The 23677-nt window shown below is 67.7% G+C and carries 19 protein-coding genes; 9 read left to right on the top strand and 10 right to left on the bottom strand.

Going from position 1 to position 23677, the window contains the following annotated elements; genetic code table 11:
- Positions 1-118: 118 nt before the first annotated feature.
- The 7 genes from FB547_RS16430 to FB547_RS16400 form a co-directional block, all read right to left on the bottom strand.
- Positions 119-1987 carry a TRAP transporter large permease subunit gene (locus FB547_RS16430; RefSeq protein ID WP_145743997.1) on the bottom strand — a complete coding sequence of 623 codons (1869 nt, stop codon included), beginning with the start codon at positions 1985-1987 and terminating at the stop codon, positions 119-121.
- Entirely contained in the window at positions 1984-2997 is a 1014-nt protein-coding gene (locus FB547_RS16425; protein WP_145743995.1) for a TRAP transporter substrate-binding protein, read from the bottom strand. The genes FB547_RS16430 and FB547_RS16425 overlap by 4 nt, the downstream gene beginning before the upstream one ends.
- A gap of 63 nt (positions 2998-3060) precedes the next feature.
- The gene (locus FB547_RS16420) at positions 3061-4650 is read right to left on the bottom strand and encodes an acyl-CoA synthetase (RefSeq protein WP_145743993.1); all 1590 of its coding nucleotides are present in this window, start codon (positions 4648-4650) and stop codon (positions 3061-3063) included.
- Complete coding sequence (locus FB547_RS16415; RefSeq protein WP_145743991.1) at positions 4647-5819, bottom strand: acetyl-CoA acetyltransferase; 1173 nt, start codon at positions 5817-5819, stop codon at positions 4647-4649. Before FB547_RS16415 ends, FB547_RS16420 begins: the two co-directional genes overlap by 4 nt.
- Positions 5820-5835: 16 nt before the next feature.
- Positions 5836-6651 (bottom strand): SDR family NAD(P)-dependent oxidoreductase, encoded by an 816-nt coding sequence (locus tag FB547_RS16410; protein ID WP_145743989.1) that lies wholly within the window; start codon positions 6649-6651, stop codon positions 5836-5838.
- Positions 6652-6678: 27 nt separating this feature from the next.
- Positions 6679-7080, bottom strand: coding sequence for a PPC domain-containing DNA-binding protein (locus FB547_RS16405; RefSeq protein ID WP_145743988.1), 402 nt, complete (start codon positions 7078-7080; stop codon positions 6679-6681).
- Positions 7073-7624: a PPC domain-containing DNA-binding protein gene (locus FB547_RS16400; RefSeq protein ID WP_145743986.1), complete on the bottom strand. Its 552-nt coding sequence runs from the start codon at positions 7622-7624 to the stop codon at positions 7073-7075. The genes FB547_RS16405 and FB547_RS16400 overlap by 8 nt, the downstream gene beginning before the upstream one ends.
- Positions 7625-7742: 118 nt before the next feature.
- On the opposite strand from FB547_RS16400, the gene FB547_RS16395 reads away from it, so the two are divergent.
- Positions 7743-8627 carry a LysR family transcriptional regulator gene (locus FB547_RS16395; RefSeq protein WP_145743984.1) on the top strand — a complete coding sequence of 295 codons (885 nt, stop codon included), beginning with the start codon at positions 7743-7745 and terminating at the stop codon, positions 8625-8627.
- A 6-nt stretch (positions 8628-8633) separates the two neighbouring features.
- Here the strand turns inward: FB547_RS16395 and FB547_RS16390 are convergent, their stop codons facing one another.
- Positions 8634-9560: a LysR family transcriptional regulator gene (locus FB547_RS16390; protein WP_145743982.1), complete on the bottom strand. Its 927-nt coding sequence runs from the start codon at positions 9558-9560 to the stop codon at positions 8634-8636.
- Positions 9561-9672: 112 nt separating this feature from the next.
- On the opposite strand from FB547_RS16390, the gene FB547_RS16385 reads away from it, so the two are divergent.
- From FB547_RS16385 to FB547_RS16350, 8 genes are all read left to right on the top strand, one after another.
- A complete protein-coding gene (locus tag FB547_RS16385; protein WP_145743980.1) occupies positions 9673-10611 on the top strand; it encodes a dihydrodipicolinate synthase family protein in 939 nt (312 codons plus the stop codon).
- 66 nt (positions 10612-10677) lie between these two features.
- Positions 10678-11649, top strand: a complete 972-nt coding sequence (locus FB547_RS16380) for a Bug family tripartite tricarboxylate transporter substrate binding protein (RefSeq protein ID WP_145743978.1) — start codon at positions 10678-10680, stop codon at positions 11647-11649.
- Positions 11639-12343, top strand: a complete 705-nt coding sequence (locus tag FB547_RS16375) for an SDR family NAD(P)-dependent oxidoreductase (RefSeq protein ID WP_145743976.1) — start codon at positions 11639-11641, stop codon at positions 12341-12343. Before FB547_RS16380 ends, FB547_RS16375 begins: the two co-directional genes overlap by 11 nt.
- A gap of 28 nt (positions 12344-12371) precedes the next feature.
- Positions 12372-13538 carry a mandelate racemase/muconate lactonizing enzyme family protein gene (locus FB547_RS16370; RefSeq protein WP_145743975.1) on the top strand — a complete coding sequence of 389 codons (1167 nt, stop codon included), beginning with the start codon at positions 12372-12374 and terminating at the stop codon, positions 13536-13538.
- A gap of 259 nt (positions 13539-13797) precedes the next feature.
- Positions 13798-16713: a type VI secretion system Vgr family protein gene (locus FB547_RS16365; protein ID WP_145743973.1), complete on the top strand. Its 2916-nt coding sequence runs from the start codon at positions 13798-13800 to the stop codon at positions 16711-16713.
- 52 nt (positions 16714-16765) lie between these two features.
- Positions 16766-21595: an RHS repeat-associated core domain-containing protein gene (locus FB547_RS16360; RefSeq protein WP_261380302.1), complete on the top strand. Its 4830-nt coding sequence runs from the start codon at positions 16766-16768 to the stop codon at positions 21593-21595.
- Positions 21595-22077: a hypothetical protein gene (locus FB547_RS16355; RefSeq protein WP_145743971.1), complete on the top strand. Its 483-nt coding sequence runs from the start codon at positions 21595-21597 to the stop codon at positions 22075-22077. Before FB547_RS16360 ends, FB547_RS16355 begins: the two co-directional genes overlap by 1 nt.
- 176 nt (positions 22078-22253) lie before the next feature.
- The gene (locus tag FB547_RS16350; protein ID WP_145743970.1) at positions 22254-22649 is read left to right on the top strand and encodes an immunity 50 family protein; all 396 of its coding nucleotides are present in this window, start codon (positions 22254-22256) and stop codon (positions 22647-22649) included.
- A 168-nt stretch (positions 22650-22817) separates the two neighbouring features.
- Here the strand turns inward: FB547_RS16350 and FB547_RS16345 are convergent, their stop codons facing one another.
- Positions 22818-23105, bottom strand: coding sequence for a copper-binding protein (locus FB547_RS16345; protein ID WP_145743968.1), 288 nt, complete (start codon positions 23103-23105; stop codon positions 22818-22820).
- A 30-nt stretch (positions 23106-23135) separates the two neighbouring features.
- Entirely contained in the window at positions 23136-23642 is a 507-nt protein-coding gene (locus tag FB547_RS16340) for a plastocyanin/azurin family copper-binding protein (protein ID WP_145743966.1), read from the bottom strand.
- Between the last annotated feature and the right edge of the window lie 35 nt (positions 23643-23677).

Genomic DNA, 23677 nt, shown 5'->3' with positions numbered 1-23677 from the left:
GCTCGAAGCACGCATCGAACTCACCCGCGCTGCTTCGCCAGCGCATCAAGGCTTTACTGCCTCGAGTCCCAGACGCCAAAGGCGAAGCCCCCACCCCCTGACAGCAGGCCCCGCCCACTCAAAGAAACCCAATCGACAGCCAAGGAATCGCCGCCACCGCAATCGTCCCCACCAGCAGCGCGACCATGTAGCCCGCGATCGGCCGGATGCCCGCGTCGGGATGCACGCGCCCGATCGCGCAGGCCGCGTAGTAGCCCACGCCCAGCGGCGGCGCGAACAGGCCGAGCCCCATCGACAGCACCACCACCATCGCGTAGTGCACCTCGTGGATGCCCAGCTGCCGCGCTATCGGGAACAGGAGCGGGCCGAACAGCACGATCGCCGGAATGCCCTCGAGCACGCTGCCCAGCACCACGAAGATCACCAGCGACACCGCCAGGAACATCGGCGCGCCGCCGGGCAGGCCGGTCATCGCTTCGGCCAGCAGGCGCGAGAAGCCCGACTGCGTGAGGCCCCAGGCCATGGCCGTCGCGGTGCCGATGATCAGCAGGATGGCGCCCGACAGCGACGCCGTCGCAACGAGCATCGGCCCCAGCCGCTTCCAGTCGAACTGGCGGTACACGACGAGCCCCGCGACCACGGCGTACATGATGCCGATGGTCGAGACCTCGGTCGCGGTGGCCACGCCCTCGACCACCGCCGCGCGGATCACGAACGGCAGCGCCAGCGCCGGCAGTGCCACGACGGCCAGCCGGCCGACCTCGCGCCAAGGCGTGCGCATGACCTCGCGCAGGTCCTCGCCGCGGCAGCGGAAGTACACGACCACGCACAGCATCAGACCCAGCACCACGGCCGGCAGCAGGCCGCCCGTGAACAGCGCGGCGATCGACACGCCCGTGACCGAGCCGATGGTGATCAGCACCAGGCTGGGCGGCACCGTCTCGGTCTGCGCGCCGGTCGCGGCCAGCAGCGCGACGAGTTCGCCCTCGCTCGCGCCGCGCTGCTTCATCTCCGGAAAAAGCGCCGGCGCCACTGCCGCCATGTCGGCCGCCTTGGAGCCCGAGATGCCCGACACGAGGTACATCGCGCCCACCAGCACGTACGACAGCCCGCCCTTCACATGCCCCAGCAGGCCTGCGAGGAACGCGACCATCGCCTTGGCCATGCCGGTCATCTCGATCAGCAGGCCGAGGAACACGAACAGCGGCACCGCGAGCAGGATCAGGTGCGACATGCCCTCGTCCATGCGCCCCACGATCACCGGCAGCGCCGTGTCGGTGGCCAGCGCGAGGTAGCCGAAGGTGCCGAGGCCGAACGAAAAGGCAATGGGAATGCCCGCGAGCACGCCCGCCAGCACCACGCCGACGAAGAACACCAGCAGGTTCAGCCGCCCGAGCTCCTGGAACACCGAGCGGCCGAGCGTGAACGCCACGATCAGCGTGGCGACGATCGCCACCGCCTTGGCCGTGACCCGCCACTCCAGGTCGCGCAGCAGCCTGAGCACCGCGAACAAACCCATCAGGCCGATGCCCACCGGCAGCGCCGCGGCCCGCCATGCATTCGAGATGTTCAGCGCGGGCGTGGTGATGAAGCGCTCCTCGGACGCGTACTCCCAGGCCGGCCATGCCACCATCGCCAGGAACGCGAGCGAAGCGCACAGCGCCAGGGCTTCGAACAGCGGACGCCGCGACGGCGGCTGCATCGAGACCAGCGCCGTCATGCGCATGTGCTCGCCGCGCCGCAGCGCGACCACCGCGCCCAGCATCGCGAGCCAGATGAACAGGATCGACGCGAGCTCGTCGGACCAGACCAGCGGACTGTGGAACACGAAGCGTGCGAGCACGCCCGCGAGCAGCACCACCACGTCGGCCAGCACCAGGCCGCCGGCGGCGATGTCGACCAGCGCGCCGAGCCGGCGCTCGATGGCCGACAGCCGGGGCGCGTCGACGCGCGTGCCGGCCGCCAGGGCGAGGGCCGGCCCGCTCATGCAAGCTTGCCCGCGCTGCGCTCGAGCAGCGCCCAGGCCTCGTCGCCGTACTTGGCCTTCCACTCGCCGTAGAAGCCGGCCTTGCGCAGCTGGTCGCGGAAGGCGGCCGCGTCGGGCTGGTTGAAGGCCATGCCCTTGGCGGCCAGCTCCTTCTGCAGCCCGGCGTTGAGTTCAGCCACGTCGGCGCGCTCCTTCATGCCGGCCGCGTTGATGTGCCGGGCCACCACGGTGCGCAACTCGGCAGGCAGCTTTTCCCAGGCGCGCCGGTTGGCCAGGAACCAGAAGCCGTCCCACATGTGGTTGCTCAGCGAGCAGTACTTCTGCACCTCGTAGAGCTTGGCCGTCGCGATGATGGCCAGCGGGTTCTCCTGCCCGTCGACGATCTTCGTCTGAAGCGCCGAATAGACCTCGGCAAAGTTGATGGAGGTGGGCGCGGCGTCGAGCGCCTTGAACATCGAGGTCCACAGCGGCGAAACCGGCACGCGGATCTTGAAGCCCTTCATGTCCTGCGGCGCGGCAATGGCGCGGCTCGACGAGGTGATCTGGCGGAAGCCGTTGTCCCAGATCTTCTCCATCGGAACGATGTTGGCCTTGGCGATCTGCTGGCGGATGTGGGCGCCGAGTTCGCCGTCCATCGCCTTCCACACGCTCGCATAGTCGTTGAAGGCAAAGCCCACGCCGCTGATCGATGCGGACGGCACGAGCGTGGAAAGGATCAGCCCCGACAGCGTGAAGAACTCCACGCCGCCCGAGCGCAGCTGGCTCAGCATGTCGGTGTCGGAGCCCAGCTGGTTGCTCGGGAAGATCTGGATGTCGACGCGGCCGCCGGTCTCGGCGCGGATGGCGTCGGCCATCTCCTTGGCGCGGATGTTGAGCGGATGCGTGACCGGCAGGTTGTTCGCGTACTTGTAGTTGAACTCGGCCTTCTGCGCGAAGGCCCGGTGCATGGGAACGGCGAGGCTGGCGGCCAGTGCCGTCGAGCGCAGCACGGTGCGGCGGGAAATGCTCATTTTTTGTCTCCTGGTCCTTTTGTGAATGGATCTGGTCGTGCGGGGCGGCGTCGATGGGTGCGCTCAGGTGGTGGCGGCCTCCTTCACGTCGCCGCGTTCGAACAGCTGCTTGCGGATGTCGGCCTTGGCGACCTTTCCGTAGCCGGACTTCGGCAGCGCATCCCAGAAGAAGATGTACCGCGGCCAGCGGTATTTCGCGCAGCGGCCGTCCAGGTGCTGCAGGAGCTGCTCGGCCGTGAGGCCGGGCTGCGAGGCCACGATCACCGCCACGCCCACCTCGCCCCATTTCTCGTCCGCGATGCCGAGCACCGCCGCCTCGCGCACGGCCGGATGCATCAGCAGGATTTCTTCGACCTCGCGCGGGTATATGTTCGAGCCGCCCGAGATGTACATGTCCGATTCGCGACCCGTGATGTAGAGCAGCCCGCGCGCATCCATGCGGCCGAGATCGCCGGTGTGGAACCAGCCGCCGCGCAGCGCCTTCCCGGTGGCTTCGGGGTTGTTGAAGTAGCCCGCAAACACGGCCGGCCCGCGGCAGCAGATCTCGCCGACGGTGCCGGCGGGCACCGGCTGCATCTGCGCATCGAGGATGGCCACCTCCATGCCGGTGCGGGCCCGGCCGCAGCAGCCGATGTGGGCGTTCGGATCATCGTCGTCGGCGGAATGCATGGCCGGCGGCAGCACCGTGATGCAGCCCGTGACCTCGCCCAGGCCGAAGTACTGCACCAGCACCTTGCCGAGCTTCTGCAGCGCGCGCTTCTGGTCCGCGCGGTACATCGGCGCGCCCGCATAGACCACGTAGCGCAGCGAGCCATGATCGAACCGGTCGACGGCCGGGTCTTCCACCAGCATCTTGACGATGGTCGGCACCGTGAAGACATTGGTCACGCGGTGCCGCTCCACCAGCGCCCAGAAGGTGGCGGGCTCCAGCCTGTCGGACGCGAGCAGCACGGTGGCCGCACCGCGCGCCACGTTGAGCAGCGCATGGATGCCCGCGCCATGCGACAGCGGCGCCACGGCGATCGAGCAGTCGTGCTCGGTGGTGCCCGGGATGAGATCGGCCAGGTGGTTGGTCACGACGAAGGCGAGCTGCCCGTGCGTCAGCACGGCGGCCTTCGGGCGGCCGGTGGTGCCCGAGGTGTAGAAGTACCACAGGGGGTGGTCGGCATCGACCTGCGCCATCGCCGCGGGCGCACCGGCGTTGGCCGCGAGCAGCGGCTCGTAGCCGAGTTCACTGGCGCGCGGGAGGCCGATGGTGACGACCGAGCGCAGATGCGAAGACGCGGCTTTCACCGCCGCCACATGCTCGGCAAAGCAGTCCTCGGCCAGCATCACGCTGGCCTCGCTGGCGCTGCCCAGGTAGGCGACTTCCGGCGGCGTGAGCCGGAAGTTGACCGGCACCCAGACCGCGCCCAGGCGGAAGGCGGCCCAGCAGCTCTCGAACAGCGCCGGGTTGTTGCGCGACATCACGAGCAGCTTGTCGCCCGGCCGCATACCCAGCGAGCGCAGCCCCTGCACCAGCGCATCGACGCGCGCGTCGATCTCGCGCCAGGTCCACTGCCGCTCGCCCTGGATCAGCCCCGGCCGGTCGGGAAACAGCGCGGCCGTCTGCGACAGCAGCGCGGACAGGTTCATCGCCCGCGCTTCGTTCACGGGTGCACCTCCAGCACGCTCAGGTAGTTGGCAACTGCGGCGCCGCCCATGTTGAAGACCGCGCCCGGCTTGCCCGAGCCCACCTGCATGTCGCCCGCCAGGCCCGCCAGTTGCATGGCCGCCATCACATGCTGCGACACGCCCGTGGCGCCGATCGGATGGCCGCGCGACTTCAGACCGCCCGACGGATTGACCGGCAGCTTGCCGTCCTTGCGGCTCACGCCGTCGAGGATCACGCGTGCGCCCTGCCCGTGCGGCGCCAGGCCCATGGCCTCGTACTCGAGCAGCTCCGCAATGGTGAAGCAGTCGTGCGTCTCGACGAAGCCCAGGTCATGCAGCGACAGCCCCGCCGCGGCCAGCCCCCGCTGCCACGCGAGCGCCGCGCCCTCGAAGCGCGTCGGGTCGCGGCGCGACAGCGGCAGGTAGTCGTTGACCTGCGTGCGCGAGCGCCAGCGCACCGCCGGGACCGTCGCCGATGCGATCGGCGCGGCCGAGATGACCAGCGCCGCCGCGCCGTCGGAAACCAGCGAGCAGTCGGAGCGCTTCAACGGACCGGCGACGAACGGATTCTTCTCCGACGGCTGGCGGCAGAAGTCGAAGCCCAGGTCGCGCCGCATGTGCGCGTAAGGGTTGTGCACGCCGTTGGCGTGGTTCTTGGCCGAGATGGCGGCCAGCGCATCGCTCTGGTCGCCGAAGCGCTCGAAGTACTGGCCCGCGATCTGGCCGAAGACGCCCGCAAAGCCCGCCGGGGTCGCGCCCTCTTCCTTCACGTAGGAACAGCGCAGCAGCGTCTCGGCGATGCGCGGGCCGGGCACGGCATTCATGATCTCGAAGCCGACCACCAGCGCATGCCGCACGCGCCCGCACTGCACCGCATCGAGCGCGGCCCAGATCGCGGCCGAGCCCGTGGCGCATGCGTTCTCCATGCGCACCGCGGGAACGTGGCGCAGCTCGGGCAATGCCAGGCCGACGAGCGACGCGCTGAAGTCCTGCGGCAGGAAGCCGCTGTTGAAGTGGCCGACGAAGATGCCGTCGATGTCGGCCGCGGCGAGGCCCGCGGTCTGCAGCGCGGGCTCGACCGCTGAGCGGATGAGCGCTTCGCTCTCCACTGCGTCGAGCTTGCCGAAAGGCGTGTGTCCCCAGCCGATGATGCAGGCGTTGGTGGCCATTGGGCGGTCCTTCTTGTCAGGCGTGATCGGCGGCGGGCGCGGGCATGCCCCGGCGCAGGGTCGGCAGGCCGACACCCGCGGCATCGAAGCCGCCATCGACGGCCAGCACCTGGCCATTGATGAAGCTCGCCTCGTCGCTGCACAGGAAGCCCACGGCGTTGGCCATTTCCTCCGGCGTGCCATAGCGGCCCAGCGGAATGGTGTCGTAATAGTCGGAGCGGATCGCCACGCTGTGCACAAGCTTGGCCATCTCGGTTTCCACCGGCCCCGGCGCAATCACGTTCACGCGCACGCCCGCATTGCCCAGTTCCACCGCATGCTGCTTGGTCAGGTGGATCAGCGCCGCCTTGCTGGTGCCATAGGCGACCCGCAGCGTGCTGGCGCGCAGGCCGGAGATGGAGGCGATGTTCACCACCGCGCCGCTCCCGCGTTCGACCATCAGCGCGCCGAAGGCCTGGGTGCACAGGAACGCGCCGTCCAGGTTGGTGCCGAGCACCGTACGCCATTCCTCGAACGAAGTCTGGAGCACCGGCTTGAACACCGCCACACCGGCGTTGTTGACCAGCGCGTCGACGTGGCCGAAGCGCTCGACCACGGCCTTTGCCGCGCGCTCGATCTGCGATGGCTTCGACACGTCGCAGTGCAGGCCAAGCACCTTTGCAGGCTGCGCGAGTTCGGCCACCGCCTGGTCGAGCGTGGCGCCGTCGATGTCGAGCAGCGCGACGCTGTAGCCGTGCGCCAGGAACCAGCGGCCGATGGCCAGGCCGATGCCGCGCGCGCCTCCGGTGACGACGGCGACGCGGGAAGCAGATGAAGTGGGGAGATCGGTCATTGATGGGAATTTCTGCAGTGGACGAAATCAGGGGTTGTCGGGCGAAGGCAGCCACTCTTCGAGCGTGACTTCGAAGGTGACGCAGACGGCATTGGCGCCCGCCACGAACGGGCCGCCGTACAGGTGGCCGTGCGTGTCCGCCACCACGCCGGTGAGCGCGGCGCGCAGCGAGCCGTCGGGCTGCGAGCGCACCTCGCCGGCCAGGCTCACGATTTCGGCGGCCGGCCCGCGGATCACCTGGCAGGAACCGTCGGCACGCTCGAGGCAGGCATCGACGAGGCTGCCCAGCGCGCCGCGCACGAACGCATGGCCGAAGCCTTCCGCGAGGCAGAGCTTCTCGACGCTCGAGACGAGGTCTTCGTTCGGTGCGATGCGCGCATAGGCCACGCGGCCCATGCGCCCGCTTTCGATCAGGCGCATCTCAGCCATGGACGCGCCTGGCCTGGGGCCGCATCAGCGGCATGCGGGTTTCGTCGTCGTAGACCACGCGCAGCTCGAAGCTGTCGAGCGCGGTGACCACGGCGGTGACGCTGCGGCGTCCGACCACCGTCCGGTCGGTCAGGATGTGGCCGCCGCGCACCGCGCCGTCGGCGGTGCGAAAGGCGCCGTGGCAATGGACCACCGGCGTGCCGCTGGCGGAACTGCCGAGCGTCGCGTTGCCGAAGATGAAGCAGGCGCCGTGCACCGTGTGCGGTGCGCCGTAGGTTGCGAGCACCCGGCCCGTGGGATCGGGCAGCGCCAGGCAGAAGCCCAGCTCGGCCAGTTCGCCGCCGATCAGCGTCATCGATGCGCTGGCCACGCCTTCGTTCGCCAGCGCCTGCACGAGGCTCTCGTGCAGCGTTCGGCCGCCGGGCAGCGAAAGCCGGAAGTGCCGGCCCTTCTGGTCGCGCATGCGATCGATGCGCACGGGCCGGAAAGGCCCCGGATGCACCACGGTGCGCGACCGTGGCAGCCCCACCAATTTCTCGACCATCGCGTTGTCTCCTTGCCGCGCCGTTCGGATCGACGGCGCTGGTGGAGGCAAAGTCTAGAAGTTGACATCGATAGCAACAAATTTAGAATTCGTATCGATCAATACAAAATTCAGATCGATGGAAATCCGCCACCTCCGCTGCCTGGTCGCCGTGGCCGAAGAGCTGCACTTCGGGCGCGCGGCGCAGCGCCTGAACCTGTCGCAGCCGCCCGTGAGCCTCGCGATCAAGGAGATGGAGGAAGAACTCGGCGTCACGCTGTTCGAGCGCACCTCGCGCCGCATCGCGATCACGCGCGCGGGAGACGAAGCGCTTCGCGATGCGCGCGCGGTGCTGCTCGGCATGGACACATTGCGCCGGCGCGCGCAGGAGGCCGCGGCCGGGCTCATGGGATCGATCTCCATCGGCTTCATCAGCCTGCCGGCCTACTCCTTCCTGCCGCGGGTGCTGCGGCAGTTCTCGGACGAGAACGAGCGGGCCGAGATCGCGCTGTGGGAAGGCACGACCGACCAGATCATCGGCGACGTCGAGTCCGGCCGGCTCGACGTGGGCCTGGTGCTGCAGCCGTCCAGCATGCCCGCCTCGCTGGGCTCGCGGCTGGTGCAGAAGGATGCGCTGATCCTCGCGATGCCCGAGTCGCATCCGCTGGTGCGGCCCGGCAGCATCGCACTCGAAAAATTCTCGGGCGAGCGCTTCCTGGGCTTCGAGCGGCACTTCGGGCCGCAGGTGTTCGATGCGATCGTGGCCACCTGCATGCGGCGCGGCTTCAGCCCGCGCTTGTTTCCGGCGCGCCAGATGCACACCATCGTGAGCCTGGTCTCCGGCGGGCTGGGCGTGGCGCTGGTGCCGGCCTGCGTCAAGGCGCTGCACCGCGAAGGCGTTGCGTACCGCTCGCTCAAGGGCGAGAAGACCTACATCGACACCCTGGCGGTGTGGCGCAAGGCGGACGATTCGCCGCTGGTGCGCGCGCTGCTGGCGCTGCTGCCGACGCTCAGCAGCGTCTGAGGTCGCTCAGGCGCCGTCCCTCACCAACTCCCACAGCGCCTCGGCCACCGGCGCCATGTGCGCGAGCTGCCGGTACAGCCGGATGTCCACCGGCACCCGCCAGCCGCCCGCGCCGGCATCCACCAGTGCGCCGCCGCGCAGGTCCTCCGCCACCAGGCTCATCGGCAGCCACGCGAGGCCGCGCCCTTCGAGCGCCATGGTCCTGAGTAGCGCGGCATGGTGGGCCGTGAAGACCACCGACAGCGACGGCCCGAAGTCCTTGCCGAACTCGCTGTCCTGGATCGCCCGCATGATCCGCCCCAGGCCCGAGGCCTCGCTGTAGGCCAGCACCGAAGGCGCCTGCCCGGTGCCCAGCCCATGCTGCGGCAGGCCGCGCGCGTCCGGTGCCGCCACCGGCACCAGCACGTCGTCGCTCAGGCGCTGCATCGGGTACTGCGCCTCGTCGAGCCGGCCGGGCGCTCGCGCATGACCGTGGCACAGCACGAACTGCACGCGGCGCTGCAGCATCAGGTCTTCGCAGGCCTGCGAGCTGTCGGAGATGGTCTGGATCGGCCCCAGGCTCAGCCGCGCCTCCACGCTGGCCAGCCAGCGTGGAAAGAAGGTCAGCGACAGCACGTGCGTGGCGGCGAAGCTCAGGCTCGCCGCGGCCAGGTCGTGCGCCGCACGCGCCTTGATGCGCGCGGCCTCCAGCGCGGCCAGCACCTCCTGCAGCAGCGGCTGGAAGCGCTTGCCCGCCGCCGTGAGCGCGGCCGGATGCGCGCTGCGGTCGAACAGGTCCACGCCCACCCACTCCTCGAGCGCGCGGATGTGGCGGCTGAAGGCCGGCTGGGCGATGGAGCGCGCCTGCGCCGCGCGCGAGAAATTGCCGCTCTCGGCCAGGGCCAGGAAGTCTTCCAGCCATTCGAGGTCGAGGGGTCGGTTGCCGGGGCCCATGCGCGGTGCGAGCGATTGAATAGTTGTATGCGATTCGAGTATTGGACGGTGCATGCCCCGCCGGCCAAAGATGCGGGCAGTCCTGCACCTTGAACCCCAACGGAGACACAGCATGCCTTCCATCGCGAATTATCGCGGGATCATTCCCGCCATTTCCTGCCCCTTCACCAACGACCACCGCATCGACGAACCGGCGCTGCGCAAGCTGGCCTCGTGGCTCGCGGGCCACGACGGCGTGGTGGCGGTCATGACCAACGGCCACACCGGCGAGGTGTTCTCGCTGACCCCGGCCGAACGCGCCGAGGTGACCCGCATCGTCGCCGACGAGCTGCGCGGCCGCATGCCGGTGATCTCGTCGATCGTGTGCGAAGGCCTGGCCGAGGCCGCCGAACATGCGCGCGCCGCCCAGGCCGCCGGCGCGGCCGCGCTCGACGTGATGCCGCCGCACCACTGGCTGCGCTTCGGCTTCACGCCCGGCCATGCGCTGCAGTATTTCGAGGCCATCCACCGCGCCGCGCCGGAGCTCGACCTGGTCTGCCACGTGTACCCGGCCTGGACCCGCGCCTCCTACTCGTCGCAACTGCTGGCCGAGCTGGCCCGCCTGCCCTACCTGCAGGCCTTCAAGGTCGGGCAGCGCGACATGAACAAGTACGCCCGCGACATCCAGGCGATCCGCGAGGCCGATGCCTCCAAGGCCATCCTCACCTGCCACGACGAGTACCTGCTGGCCTCGATGGTGCAGGGCGTGGACGGCGCGCTGGTCGGCTTTGCCACCTTCATTCCGCAACTGATCATCGACCTGTGGAACGCGGTCAAGGCCGGCGACCTGAAGAAGGCGATGGCGGTGCAGGCCCTGATCACGCCGCTGAAGGACGCCGTGTATGGCGGCGGCGAACCGACCGGCGAGGCGCATGCGCGCATGAAGGGCGGCATGTACCTGGCCGGCGTGCTCGACAACGCCACGGTGCGCCCGCCGACCGAGGCGCCGAACGCGCGCGAGATGGACGCACTGCGCGCCGCCGTCGCGCAGGCCGGGCTGTCGAGGCGCTGAGCGAAAACACGGAAGGCGCCCGGAAAGAACGCGCCCTCCCCCAAAAAACATCAGGAGACAAGAGACATGCAACGCACCCATTTCCTGCGCGCCGCGCTCGCGGCCTTCGCACTCGCCGCGGCGTCCTCCGGTTTTGCACAGGCACAGCCCTGGCCCACCCGGCCCGTGCGCATGGTGATTCCGTTCCCGCCCGGCGGCACGCTCGACACCGTCGGGCGCCTGCTCGCGCAGAAGCTCGGCGATCAGCTGGGCCAGCCCTTCATCGTGGAGAACCGGCCCGGCGGCAACGGCGTGATCGGCGCCGACGTGGTGTCGAAGGCGCCGGCCGACGGCTACACGCTGCTGTTCAACGCCTCGACCTTCACCACGGCGCCCATGACAATGAAGTCCGTGCCCTACGAGGTTGCCAGGGACTTCACGCCGGTGGCGCTGGTCGCCAAGGCGCCGCTGTCGGTGGCCATCAACAAGAACCTGCCGATCACCGACGTCAAGTCGCTCATCGCCTACGCCAAGGCGCATCCGGGCAAGATGACCTTCGCGGTGGGATCGATCGGCTCGGCGGGCCACCTGTCGACCGAGCTGCTCAAGCGCGCGGGCGGGCTCGACTACCTGATCGTGCCGTACAAGGGCACGGCGCCGGCCTTCCAGGACCTGATCGGCGGGCAGATCGACGGCTTCATCGACCCGATCCTGGGTTCGCTGCAGTACCACAAGAGCGGCATGCTGCGCGTGGTGGCCGTCACCTCGGCCCAGCGCGCCACCAGCCTGCCGAACGTGCCCACGGTGGGCGAGAGCATTCCGGGCTACGAGTTCTACAGCTGGTATGGCCTGTGGGGCCCGGCCAGGCTGCCGGCCGCGATCACGCAGCGGCTCAATGCCGAGGTGAACAAGGCGCTGGGCACCGACATGCGCGAGACGCTCAGCGCGCAGGGCCTGCTGCTGACGCCGGGCAGCGTCGACGACTTCGCGAAGTTCCAGCAGTCCGACATGGAGCGCTCGAAGAAGATCATCGTGGAGGGCAACATCCGTGTCGAATGATGAAGCCGCGCCGCATGCCGTGGTGACGGGCAGCAGCAGCGGCATCGGCCGCGCCATTGCGTCGCACCTGCTCGAAGAGGGCTGGCGCGTGCGCGGGCTCGACCTCGCGGCGCCGACGCTCTCGCATCCGGGCTTCGCGCATGCGGCGGTCGACCTGTCGGATGCCGCGGCCATCGCGCGCGCCGCGGCCGCTCTTCAGGACGCCGATGCGCTGGTGCATGCGGCCGGCGTGCTGCGCGTGGGCCCGCTCGGGCAGCTCGACCATGCCGGCGGCGAATTGATGTGGCGCCTGCATGTCGACGCTGCCACGCGGCTGGCCGATGCGCTGGTGCCCGCGATGGCCGCGCGCGGCCACGGCCGCGTGGTGTTCGTCGGCAGCCGCGTGGCGCACGGCATGCCGGGCCGCGGCCAGTACGCCGCCACCAAGGCGGCGCTGGTCGCGCTTGCGCGCAGCTGGGCGGCCGAGGTCGCGGAGCGCGGCGTCACCCTCAACGTGGTGTCGCCCGGCGCCACGCAGACCGCGATGCTGCAGGACCCCGCGCGCGCCGGCAGCGCGCCGCGCCTGCCGCCCATGGGCCGGCTGATCGAGCCCGCGGAAGTCGCCGCGCTGGTCGCCTTTCTTCTCTCGGCGCCGGCCGCGGCCATCACCGGCCAGGACATCGCCATCTGCGGCGGTGCGTCGCTGCACCGCTGAGTTCCTTTTTTTCTCAAGCACAAGCACCATGAAGATCGTCAACATCCTCGAGTCCACGCGCCCCATCAAGTCGGACATCCGCAACGCCTACATCGACTTCTCCAAGATGACCCTGAGCCTCGTGGCGGTGGTCACCGACGTGATCCGCGACGGCCGGCCGGTGGTGGGCTACGGCTTCAACTCCAACGGGCGCTACGGCCAGGGCGGGCTGATCCGCGAGCGCTTCCTGCCGCGCCTGCTCGAGGCCGAGCCGGCCTCGCTCGTCGACGAGACCGGCGACAACCTCGATCCGCACAGGATCTGGGCCCGCATGATGATCAACGAGAAGCCCGGCGGCCACGGCGAGCGCTCGGTGGCCGTGGGCACCATCGACATGGCCGTGTGGGACGCGGTCGCCAAGATCGCCGGCAAGCCGCTCTACCAGCTGCTGGCCGAGCGCTACGGCAGCGGCACACCGAACCCGCGCGTGTTTGTCTATGCGGCGGGCGGCTACTACTACCCCGGCAAGGGCGTCGAGGGCCTGCAGCGCGAGATGGCCAGCTACCTCGAGCGCGGCTATTCGGTGGTCAAGATGAAGATCGGCGGCGCCACGCTCGCGCAGGACTGCGAGCGCATCGAGTCGGTGCTGAAGATCCTCGGCCCCGGCCAGCAGCTGGCGGTGGACGCCAATGGCCGCTTCGACCTGGCCACCGCCATCGACTACGGCCACGCGCTTTCGCAGTACCCGCTCTTCTGGTACGAGGAAGCCGGCGATCCGCTCGACTACGAGCTGCAGGCCAAGCTGGGCGAGGTCTACGCCGGCCCCATGGCCACGGGCGAGAACCTGTTCTCGATGCAGGACGCGCGCAACCTCATCCGCCACGGCGGCATGCGGCCCGACCGCGACTGGCTGCAATTCGACTGCGCCTTGAGCTACGGCCTTGTCGAGTACCTGCGCACGCTCGACATGCTCAAGGAAAACGGCTGGTCGCCCTCGCGCTGCATTCCGCACGGTGGCCACCAGATGTCGCTGGCCATTGCGGCGGGCCTCGGGCTCGGCGGCAACGAGAGCTACCCCGACCTGTTCCAACCCTACGGCGGCTTTCCCGACGGCGTGAAGGTGCAGGACGGCTACGTCACGCTGCCGCCGCTGCCCGGCATCGGTTTCGAGGGCAAGGCCGACCTGATTGCCGAGATGCGCGCGCTCGCGGGTTAACCCGAAGGGTTTCATCGGGCTCCACGGAATGCGCCCTGTGTAGCCCGTATGGATTACATCTTTCGGCAACTGCGATCAAATAGCCCCGATCCGTGCCGAATTACCAGGAAATGAGTAAAGGCCTCTTGCATAATCCAGCTGTTTGATGCGTCCTGTCACACACATTGCATCCAGACAGTTGATTGGCTAGTTTCTTCTCCGAAGAAGAAAAAGATCAGGGAGGTCACATGGACACCACGTTCCTGCAAGGTGGCGGCTCGTGAAGCGCCGCGTCACCATCCAGACGCCGCTGGGCGAGGCCCTGCAATTCCACCGGCTGGCGGGGCGCGAGGCGCTCAGCCAGGCCTATGCCTTCGACCTCGAGCTGCTGGGCAGCAGCAACGCCATCGATGCGAAGGCCCTGCTCGGCCAGCCCGCCACCGTCGTGATGGAAACCGAGAGCGGCGCCCCGCGCTACCTCGCCGGCCTTGTCACCCGCTTCGGCCTGTCGCACGAAGACGACCGCCAGGCCTTCTACGGCATGCGGCTGCGCCCCTGGCTCTGGCTGGCCACGCGCCGCAGCGACTTCCGCATCTTCCAGGACCAGACCGTCCCCGAGATCGTTGCGGCCGTGCTGGGCCGCTACGGCCACCCGATGGAGCAGAAGCTCCACCGCAGCTACCGCCCCTGGACCTACTGCGTGCAGTACCACGAGGACGACTTTTCCTTCGTGTCCCGCCTGTGCGAGCACGAAGGCATCTACTACTGGTTTCGCCACGAGGCCGGGCAGCAGGTGCTGGTCTTCGCCGACGACATCGCCAGCGCCCATGCCCCCTTGCCCGGCGGCGAGGCCGTGCGCTACCACCCGCACGAGAAGGCCGGCATGACCGGCGGGCTGGAAGCCAGCGAGCGCATCACCGAATGGGCGCAGGCCGAGGAGATCCGCCCGGGCCACCACTTTCGCAACCACTACGACTTCGAGAAGCCCCAGGCCGACCTGGCCAGCCGGCGCCAGATGCCCCCGGGCCACGCGCACGACGGCTTCGAGCGCTACGAATGGCCGGGCGACCACCTGCAGCACGAGGACGGCGAAACCTGTGCGCGCATCCGCACCGAGGAGCAGCTGAGCGAACGCAGCCGCGCCAGCGGCCGTTCCAACCGGCGCGACCTGGCCCCGGGCCACCTCTTCAGGCTCACGCACCATCCGCGCGAAGACCAGAACCGCCAGCACCTGCTGCTGGCGGTCGACTACGAGCTGCAGGAGAACCTGCAGGCCAGCGAAGGGGTGGATGCCTCCGAAGGCTCGGTGCAGCGCTTCGCCTTCGAGGCCCAGCCCACGAGCTACGCCTGGCGCCCGCAACGCAGCACGCCCAAGCCCCGCACCCGCGGCCCGCAGACGGCGATGGTGGTCGGCCCCGCGGGCGAGGAGATCTGGACCGACCGCTACGGCCGCATCAAGGTGCAGTTCCACTGGGACCGGCTGGGCCAGCGCGATGAACATTCGAGCTGCTGGGTGCGCGTGTCCACATCCTGGGCCGGCGCCACTTTCGGCGCGGCCGCGCTGCCGCGCATCGGGCAGGAGGTGATCGTCGATTTCCTCAACGGCGACCCCGACCACCCGATCGTCACCGGCCGGGTGCACAACGCCGACGAGATGCCCGCTTGGGCCCTGCCCAGCCAGAAGCAGCTCACGGGCATCCGCAGCCGCGAGCTCGGCGGCGGGCGCAGCAACCACCTGGCGCTGGATGATTCCAGCGGCAAGGTGCAGGCCCAGCTCAAGAGCGACCACCAGAGCTCCAGCCTGAGCCTGGGCCACGTCGGGCGCATCGAGGACACGGCCGGGCGCAAGGACGACCGGGGCCAGGGCTTCGAGCTGCGCACCGACGGGCACGGCGCGGTGAGATCGGCCAAGGGCCTGCTGCTGAGCACCGAGGCGCGCGCCAATGCGCAGGGCCACATCACCGACATGCGCGAGACGGTGGCGCGGCTCACGCAGGGGCGCGACCTGCACGAGAGCCTGGCGCAGGTGGCGCAGCAGGCCCAGGCCCATGAGGCGGGCGACCAGGACGAGGTGGCCCGGGCGCTGAAGGCGCAGAACGACGCGATCAAGGGAAGCGGCGGCAGGCCGGGCCAGGGCGAGTTCCCGGAGTTCCAGGAGCCGCACCTGACCTTGGCGAGCCCCGCGGGCATCCAGGCCACCACGGCCGCGAGCACCCACCTCGTGAGCGTGGAACACACGGCCCTCACGAGCGGCGCGCACACCAGCGTGGCCACGGGCAACAGCTTCCTGGTGAGCGCCAAGGATGCGGTGCGCATGGTGGCCTTCAACAACGGCATCCGCATGGCGGCGGCGGCGGCGGACATCGACCTCACGGCGCTCAGGGACAGCATCCACGCGCTGGCCAAGCTGGACATCAAGATGGAGGCCAACCGGATCACCATCACGGCGAAGGAAGAGGTGCTGATCAACGGCGGCTCCAGCTACACGCGCTGGACGGCCGGCGGCATCGAGAGCGGCACCAATGGCCTGTGGCGCGCGCATGCGGCTTCGCATTCGATGGTGGGGCCGAAGAGCGACGGACAGCCCCGGCTCCCGCAGCCGGCCCAGCTTCCCAGGGGGCAGCTCGACCTGTACCACCAGTACGTCAAGGCCGACGGCGCGACGCGCCAGGGCGTGAAGCAAGGCGACTACACGGTGGTCGACTCCGACGGCGGCACGCACACCGGCAAGCTCGACGCGAACGGCTTCGCCTCCGTGGCGGGGCTTCCGCTCGGCCAGGCCAAGGTCACGTTCGGCGGCGATCCGAGCGATCCATGGGATACGGGCAGCTACTTCGGCCAGCCGAACCGCTGGCCCGCCCAGCCCGCGAACGACAAGTCCATCGATGCGGGAGGTGGCGGATCGAGCTTGCTCGGCGGAGCGGCAACGGGCCTGCTGGGCCAGGCTGGCGGCGCACTGGGCAGGGCGGCCGGCCTCGTGAGCCAGGCCAGCGAGGCGGCAAGCACGGCGCAGCAGGCCGTCGGCGCCATGCAGGCCATCCAGCAAGGCGGCGCCAAGGCATTGCTGGGCCAGGTCGGCCAGGCGGCCAGAGGCATGGCCGCGCAGACCGTGGGCGCCATGGTGCCCAAGCTGCCCGCGTCGCTGCCTTCGATGCCGACGCTGCCGCTCGGCCAGACGCCGGGCTTCGCGGGCTGATCGCCGGCGCCGCTCGACGACGACCACCAGAGAACACGGGAGAGATTCGCGAATGGCTGACCAGGCCCCCCAGAGCGATGCGCAAGGTGCGCAAGCCACCGAGCGCGCGCGCCAGACCGCGGTGGCGCCGCTCAACACCATCGGCGAGGAAGACATCGGCGCCGGCGCCGCCAAGATCGACAAGTGGCTGCGCAAGCTCACCAACGACTACGTCACGCTGAACGTGCTGACGACCTTCGCGGGCAGCCTGCCGGTCATCGGCAACATCATGGCGCTCATCGACGCGGTCTGGGACCTCGTCGAGATGGTCACCAAGAAGGCGTACAGCGACGTGCTGCAGTGGGTGAGCCTGGCCATCAACCTGCTGGGCGTGATCCCGTTTCCGCCCGCCACCGGCGCGGCGCGCATGAGCCTGCGGCCCATGCTGCACCTGCTCAAGCAGGAGATCGCCAAGTCGGCCAGGAACGTGGTGCCGAACATCGGCGAGGCGTTCATCGCCGTGCTCGTCACCCACCTGAACGACACCATTGCCGGCACGCTCGACAAGTTCGTGGACGAGGCGCTCGGCTACCTCGACGACTTCCTGCAGTCCTGCGCGAAAAAGGTCGACGGCATCGCCGACGCGCTGATCGGCGCGCTGCAGGTGGCGCTCGGCGAGAAACCGGTGTTCGCAACCGGCGCCGCTGCCGAGAAGAACACCTACGACCCCAAGACCCAGAGCACCTGGAGCCGCATGATGGCCGCCGCGGCCGAGGCCGCGAAGAAATCCGCCAACTACGTGGCAGCCACCACAAGCCACTATGCGCTGCCCGACAGCGCCAAGGCGATGATCCGGGACACCGTCGCCAGTTTGACCGACCTCAAGGGCGCGGCCCGCCGGCAGATCATGCGGCTGGGCGACGAGAGCCTGCAGTACGGCATCAAGTGGATGATCAAGATCCTCAAGGATGCGTTGCTCAGGCGCAAGGGAAAGCACAGCGCCAACATTTCCGCAAACAACGGAACGCAGGTGGAGAGCAAGAAGCCCGGCGGTGAACAGGGGGCCACATCTGCCCAGGTGCCGGCCAGCGGCGACCCCAGCTGCAAGAACTGCACGAAAGCCGCCGCGGGCGGCGCCATCAGCCTGGCCACCGGCTGCGAGAGCTTCGACCACACCGACTTCGTACTCGGCGCACCCCTGCCCATCACCTGGACGCGCACCTACCGCAGCGACTTGGCCGCCTTCGACCAGGGCAGCCTCGGCGCGCGCTGGATCACGCCCTACGGCACGCGCGTGGACGTCGCCAAGGCCGCCAAGGGCCGCCGCCAGGGCCAGATGAGCCTGATCTATCACGGCGCCGACGGCCGCAGCCACGCCTTTCCGCTGCTGGCCGTGGGACAGAGCCATCGCAACCCGATCGAGGAGATTACCCTCACGCGCCTGAGCGAGCGTCTGCTGGCGGTCGACTTCGGCAAGCCCATGCCGGCCGGCGAAGCCGCCGACTGGCGCGAGACCTACGAGCTCGTCGACACCATCGCCGCCAAGGCCGGCTCGCAGGGCAGGCAGCACTTCCGGCTGGTGGCGCAGCACACGCGCAGCGGCGCTGCCATCGGCCTGCGCTACGACCACGTGATTGCCGCCACCGGCGAGCAGGTGCTGAGCGACATCGTCAGCAGGCAGGGCGAGGCCATCATCGCCCACGTCGGCACCCAACCCGATGCGCAGACCGGCCTCATCAAGGCGCTGTGGGAGCTGAAGGACGGCCGCGTCGTTCGCCAGCTGGCCGCCTACACCCACGATGGCGAAGGCGATCTCGCCACCGCGCAGGACGAGAACGGCGCCGGCTGGCACTACAGCTACAGCCACCACCTCGTCACGCGCTACACCGACCGCACCGGCCGCGGCATGAACCTGCAGTACGACGGCACCGGCGCCGACGCCAAGGCCGTGCGCGAATGGTCCGACGACGGCAGCTTTGCGCTCACGCTCGAGTGGGACAAGAACATCCGCCTCACCTACCTGACCGACGCCCTCGGCGCCGAGACCTGGTACTACTACGACGTGCTGGGCTACACCTACCGGATCATCCACCCGGACAAGCGCGAGGAGTGGTTCCTGCGCGACGACGCCAAGAACATCACGCGCCACATCCACACCGACGGCACCACCGACGACTACGTCTACGACGCCAACGGCAACCTCAAGACCCACACCCGCGCCGACGGCAGCAGCGTCCATTACGCCTACGACGCGCGCCACCGCATCACCGGCATCCTCGATGCCGAGGGCGGCGCCTGGAAGCGCGACTACGACGCGAACGGCAACCTCACCGAAGAGATCGATCCGCTCGGCCACAAGACCGAATACGCCTACGATCCCGCCGGGCGCCCCGTGCGCATCACCGACGCCAAGGGCGGCGTCAAGACCCTGGCCTACACCCCCGACGGCCAGCTGGCCAGCCACACCGACTGCTCGGGCAAGACCACCCAGTGGGCCTACGACGGCCGCGGCCGCCTGGCCAGGATCACCGATGCCCTGGGCCACGCCACCCGGTACCGCTACACCGAACCTGGCGAAACCGCGCGGGCCGCAATGCCGGCGGACCACGCCAACCACCCGGGCCAGCTCGAGGAGATCGTCCACCCCGACAACACCAGCGAGCACTTCGCGCACGACGCCGAGGGCCGCCTGCTCGCCCACACCGACGCGCTGGGCCGCCGCACCAGCTACAGCTACACCCGCGCCGGCCTCGTGTCCCAGCGCACCGACGCGGCCGGCCACACCCTCAAGTACCACTGGGACCTGCTGGGGCGCCTGCGCGAACTGCACAACGAGAACGGCAGCCGCTACGACTTCCGCTACGACCCGGTCGGCAGGCTGCTCGAGGAAACCGGCTTCGACCGCAAGACCACCCAGTACCGCTACGACGAAGCCAGCGGCGTGCTGGCCGAGGTCATCGAGGCCGGCCACAGCACCCGGCTCGAATTCGATCCCCTGGGCCGCCTGAGCGAGCGCCAGGCCGGCGACCAGGCCGAGCGCTTCGCCTACGACCGCAACGGCCGCCTGGTCGAGGCCACCAACGCCGAGGCCAGGCTCCAGTGGTTCTACGACCGCGCAGGCAACCTCGTGCGCGAGCACCAGCACTACCTGGACCATGGCCACACGGCGGTCTGGCAGCACGGCTACGACGAGCTCCACCAGCGCGTCGCCAGCGTCCGCCCCGACGGCCACATCACCCAATGGCTCACCTACGGCTCCGGCCACGTGCACGGCCTGCTCGTGGACGGCCAGGACATCCTGGGCTTCGAGCGCGACGACCTGCACCGCGAGACCGGCCGCGACCAGGGCAACGGCCTGCACCAGGGCTCGAAGTACGACCCGGCCGGCCGGCTGCTGGAGCAGCAGATCTCGCAGACGAAACCCGGCGCGATCGAGGCCGTGGGCATCCGCCGCAGCTATACCTACGACAAGGCCGGCCAGCTGGTGGCCATCGGCGACAGCCGCCGCGGCAACCTGAGCTACCGCTACGACCCGGTGGGGCGCCTGCTGGAAGCCCACAGCCGCCTGGGCCGCGAGACCTTCGCCTTCGATCCGGCGGGCAACATCGGCGACCCTTCCGACACCGATGCGGACACGCAGGCGGCCGGCCGCATCACCACCCGCGTCGCGGTGCGCCTGAACGGCGATGGCCGCAGCATGGCCGGCCGGCTGATGGACAACCTGCTCAAGGACTACGCCGGCACCCACTACACATGGGACGAGCGAGGCAACCTGATCGAGCGCAGCCGCAACGGAGAAAAGACCACCTTCACCTGGGATGGCTACAACCGCATGCGCAGCGCCGAGACCTTCGGTGAGACCACAAGCTTCAGCTACGACGCCCTGGGCCGGCGCATCGCCAAGCGAAGCTCACACGCGACGACCTTGTTCGGCTGGGACGGCGACACGCTGGCCTTCGAGAGCACGCAGAGCACCGAGGGCCAACAGGAGCTACAGGCCTGGCGCGGCGACAGCGTGCACTACATCCACGAGCCCGGCTCGTTCGTGCCGCTGGTGCAGATCCGGCAGGCGCAGGCCGTGGCATTGAGCCAGACCACCGACGTGAAGGCGCTGATCGCGGCCAACGGTGGGCACTACGACATCGAGCAGGATCCGCTGTGGAACGGGCAGCAGCTCAGAACACCGCAGGCCTTCGCAAGGGAAGAAATCGCGTTCTACCAATGCGACCACCTGGGCACGCCGCAGGAGCTGACGGACCATGAAGGGCGCATTGCCTGGTCGGCTAGCTACAAGGCCTGGGGTGAAGCCAGGCAGGCGATCAGCGAGGCGGGGCGCAAGGCGGGGTTCAGGAATCCGATCCGGTTCCAGGGGCAGTACTGGGATGCGGAAACTGGGCTGCACTACAACAGACACAGGTACTACGATCCGGTGAGTGGGCGGTTCGCAAGCAGAGACCCGATTGGGTTGGTTGGTGGGCTCAACTTGCACCAGTACGCGCCGAATTCGGTCGAGTGGGTGGATCCGGTAGGGTTAGCGCGTAAAAAGACTGCCGAACCGTCTGCGCCTTCTGAGCCCAAAAAATGCACGGCCACAAGATCTTCAAACGACGCCCGTCGAGAGGCAATGCGCCGCGCCGGCATAGCGACGTCCTCTACACCGTTTGCCCAACGAACTCCCCCCAAGACTGCACCGGGATTCGAACAATATCTCTATAAGACCACTGGTGAAGGCGGCAGAGAGCGAACAATGGTGGTCTCTCACCACAAACCCGACAGCGACCACGCTTGTGCTCATTGGCATGCCGCAGAAGCCAAAACTATCGAATCCAACGGATTGCCATCCACTTTTTCCAATGGCGCATGGAAATATCAAGCAAACGGGCCCGTCGTGGAACACAAATAATGACGTTCAATTTGACAAAAGCTCAAGAGAAGAGGCTTTTTCTTCTGCAGCAAAAAAACTTCAAGGAATTGGCTCTCAGTTCAAATTCAATTTTTGATTTAATTCAATTTCCCGAGTCCTCGATTCTTCTTGAAAAAATAAAAAAAATCACAGACTCCAAGAGCGGCACAGAGGTGCAAAGTGCAGCACGTCTATTTGAACGCCTATTCGATTTCTCAGCCAATCAAAGCAAGGCGCTGTTCCTTATTCTTCCCGGCCTTTCACCTCAAACGGGGTTCATTTATACGCAGTATCCTGCGATCAAAGTCGATGCAACGCAATTACGCTCGCTCCTCGAAGCAATGCAAGGAAAATTTATTAATGTAGACTATTTGGCCTTGGTTTCCGAAAATCTTAAGCACGGCATCACTCTAGATGTTTACGCAGGAAATCCGGAAATTCATGGCACAGACAAGGAAATTTGCCGAATTACCACGTGGTAGGGAAATGGGATTTTGAAATGAGCCATGGCAAATGATCACCAGCTTCTCTCGAATCGAGGACCCTCACTTTTCCCCATTCGATCTAGGGAACATCAATATAGTCAAGGACGCTTCTCCACTAAATAATCCGCCATGCAAGCGCAATCGCCCAGCCAAACTGCAGCCCCGAATAAGAAATGAACGCCTCTCATAGGATTTTGAATCCCCAAGCGCTATTGTCGCTGTACGGAGAATTTCCACATTTAAATGATTCGGAAATAATAGAAATCCTTTTGAAGCGCGATGAGCCCAAGGTTTCTCTAAAAATCATGACCAACAAGAAGCCGAAGAACACGCCTGCCAAGTGGCCTCAAAGTTATGACGTGATTTATCTTGGGATATCTTTTATTGGAGTCAAGAAAATGACCGCAAGCAGTTGGGAGCACGCCAACATCGTGGATCAGTTCAGCATCAGGGACTCAGAGGACTCGGTGTCCGTGCGCATATCCTGTAAAAAGGATTTTTCAATCTTCATTGATTGCGACTGGATTTCAGTTGACAGCCTTGTCCCCGGCACAATCGGAGGTCCGTAGCAGTCAACCATTGACCTAACCAGGATCGCCCAACCGGGTTGAGGGGCGACGACAGCACGCGCACTACATCCACGAGCCCGGTCCTTCATGCCGCTGCTGCGAATCCGCTAGGCGCAGGCCGTCGCATTGCGCCAGACCGGGGGCTCGGCGCTGGACGCAGACGGCTCCTCAGCGCACAGGCTCGATGTGCGTCACCACGATCTTCCCGTCCATCTTCCCCGCATCAAAGCGCACCTTGTCCCCCGCCTGGAACTTGTCCAGCACGGCCTCGTCGCTCACCCCAAAGACCATGGTCATGCCGGGCATGTCCAGGCTCTTGAGCGGGCCGTGCTTGATCGTGAGTTTCTTGTTGTCCTTGTCCACCTTGCGGATCTCGCCGTCGGCAAGCTCCGCGGCGGAGACCGTGAAGGCCAATGCGGCCAGCGCCGCCATGAGTGAAATGCGAATCTTCGACATGGTCATGTCTCTCCTGGAGGTTGGGGTTTCTTACTTGGCGGCAGCGGTCTTGGCCACGGTGACGGCGCCCTTCATGCCGGCGTCGTAGTGGCCCGGCTGCAGGCATGCGAAGTCGACCTTGCCGGCCTTGGTGAACTGCCACACGATCTCGCCGCTCTTGCCCGCGGCCAGGGTCACCATGTTCGGATCGGCATGTTCCATCTCGGGGTTCTTCTTCATGGCTTCGTAGTGCTCCTTGAGTTCCTTCTCGGTGCCGAGCACGAGCTCATGCTTCAGCTGGCCCGAGTTCTTGACGACGAAGCGCACGGTCTCGCCCTGCTTCACCTTGATGTCGGCGGGCGTGAAGCGCATGCCGTCGGTCATGTCGACGTTGATGGTTCGCGTGGCCTTGGCGGCCACGCCGGGTTGGCCGATGGCCGCTTCGGCGTCGCCATGGCCATGGCCCCCGGCGTGGTTGCCGGCAGCGGAGGCGCCTGCGGCCGCCAGGGCGGTGAGCGCGGCGAAGGCGGTGTTGCGGAGGATGTTGTTGTGCTTCATGGTTGGATTCCTTCTGAGGGTTGGAGGTTGGAAGA

The organism is Variovorax beijingensis, assembly GCF_007828835.1.
GTDB classification, from domain to species: Bacteria; Pseudomonadota; Gammaproteobacteria; order Burkholderiales; family Burkholderiaceae_C; genus Variovorax; species Variovorax beijingensis_A.
The sequence above is the reverse complement of the archived record's forward strand: the minus strand, read 5'-3'. Positions and strand labels throughout refer to the sequence as shown.